Here is a 507-nt window from a genome sequence, read left to right on the forward strand (position 1 = left end):
CGCGGCAGCGCCCGTGGGAAGTTCAGCGCTCGTCCCGAGGTAATCCGTACCGACGCCCTCGGCCGCATAGATGCCGCGCGCCATGCGGCCGAAATCATCCTCGCCGAGCTTGGCGATGAACTGCACCTTCGCGCCCAGCCGCGCGACGGCGATCGCCTGGTTCGAGCCCTTGCCGCCTGGACCGATGCGAAAGCCGCTGCCGATGACGGTCTCAGTCCATTCCGGCAGGCGCGGCGTGAGGAAGGTGAGGTCGGCGGCGAAGATGCCCATCACGATGATCATGGCCCCGTCCTCAGCCCAACGCCGCCGCGGCCCGCAGCACCTCGGCCGCGTGACCGGCGACCGAGACCTTGCGCCAGACCTGGGCGATTTTGCCCTTCGCGTCGATGAGGAAGGTGGTGCGCTCGGTGCCCATGTATTTGCGGCCGTACATCGCCTTCTCGGCCCAGCAGCCATAGCGCTCGATCACGTCGCCGCCCTCGTCCGAGGCGAGAGGGAAGCTCAGCG

The 507-nt window shown here is 68.4% G+C and carries 2 protein-coding genes; both read right to left on the reverse strand.

Annotated elements, in window-relative coordinates; all coding sequences use genetic code 11:
* Positions 1-282, reverse strand: a 282-nt coding sequence (locus GSQ92_RS30205; RefSeq protein ID WP_254066608.1) for a PfkB family carbohydrate kinase, incomplete at its 3' end; no start/stop codon positions are given.
* Positions 283-292: 10 nt separating this feature from the next.
* Positions 293-507: redoxin domain-containing protein (locus GSQ92_RS11985; RefSeq protein ID WP_159013503.1), on the reverse strand; the 215-nt coding region annotated here is incomplete at its 5' end.

Origin of the sequence: Acidisoma sp. S159 (assembly GCF_009766125.1) — a bacterium.
Classification (GTDB): Bacteria; Pseudomonadota; Alphaproteobacteria; order Acetobacterales; family Acetobacteraceae; genus Acidisoma.